This window comes from Flavobacterium sp. J27 (assembly GCF_004303025.1).
GTDB lineage: Bacteria > Bacteroidota > Bacteroidia > Flavobacteriales > Flavobacteriaceae > Flavobacterium.
The window spans coordinates 1-1,180 of the sequence record NZ_PJQW01000034.1 but is presented as its reverse complement, the minus strand read 5'-3'; the positions used below and the strand labels follow the sequence as shown (position 1 = coordinate 1,180).

Here is a 1,180-nt window from a genome sequence, read left to right as displayed (position 1 = left end):
TTATTCTTTTATAAATTTAGTAACTGTACTACCCTTTTCGGTATTTAATTTTACAAAATAATTGCCTTTTGTTAATTCCGAAACATCAACGGATGTGGTTGTATTCGGAACTGTTAGTACTATTTGTCCTAATAAATTATAAATTTCAACTGAAGATATACGTGTAGCTTCTTTAGCTTTAAAATATAAGGTTTCTTTCACAGGATTTGGATATAATGCAAACTGACTTCCAAAATCAAAATCTGATGTTTTTAAAGCTTCAATTGTTGTTGCATAAGTATTCGTTGTAATTGGAAAATTATAATCAAAATAAATACTTGCATTATTTGTAAATGTATCTCCTAATGCTAAACTTGTTTTTGTTTTAATTTTAAAAGCTACATAACCGTCATTTGTTGTGTCATCAAAATCTAAATTGATATTTTCAAAAATAAATTCCACTTTATTATTGTTAATTCTAGTATAAAACTCATGACTTCCTTTTAAAGGAACTAAAGTGGTAATATCAAATTTAGTAAGATCTATCATGTCTTTTACTACAATATTTTCTGCTGGATAAGTACCCGTATTTTCAAAACGAATTAGATAATGTACATATTCACCTATCTTATCTGGACCTACAATTTCTCCTTCTAAACAGGTTTTATCATTTGGATCATAAGAACCTACAACTATTTGCTTTAAAGTAAATGTATTATCATAAACGACTTCGTCATTCAATAGAGGTGTTATTTGAGCTAAAAAGTTTAATTGATCTCCATTATTTATCGCAGGATTTTCAAAAGGAGAATTCACATTCAAAACAATTTCAATTTCTCTTGTTTCAAAAGGAAGTAAATTACTATAATTCCAAGTAAATGTATTGGTACTTTGAGTATTATAAACTGGATTTGACAAAACATAATCTAAAACGGCATCATCAAAAGTAAAATTGATTGTTCCATTCTCTATTTTGCTTCCTTTGTTCTTAAAAACAATTTTATATAGCGCATCAAAACCTGGTCTTGCAGGTAAAATTGGTAAAATCACAACTTCAACATCTGAGTGAAGACCATTTGCAGTAACACAAAAATCTTGAGTAAACGGACTGGTTTGCGTTGGAAAACCTACTGTAAAACTAGTTGGAGAGATATTGAAATAATCGGGGTTTTCTAATATTGGCGTAATTGTATGTGAACCT

General features: G+C 28.5%; 1 protein-coding gene. It reads right to left on the bottom strand.

Features of this window, described 5'->3' with window-relative positions; genetic code table 11:
- Nucleotides 1–1,180: T9SS type A sorting domain-containing protein (locus tag CX675_RS19635; RefSeq protein ID WP_130736956.1), on the bottom strand; the 1,180-nt coding region annotated here is incomplete at its 5' end.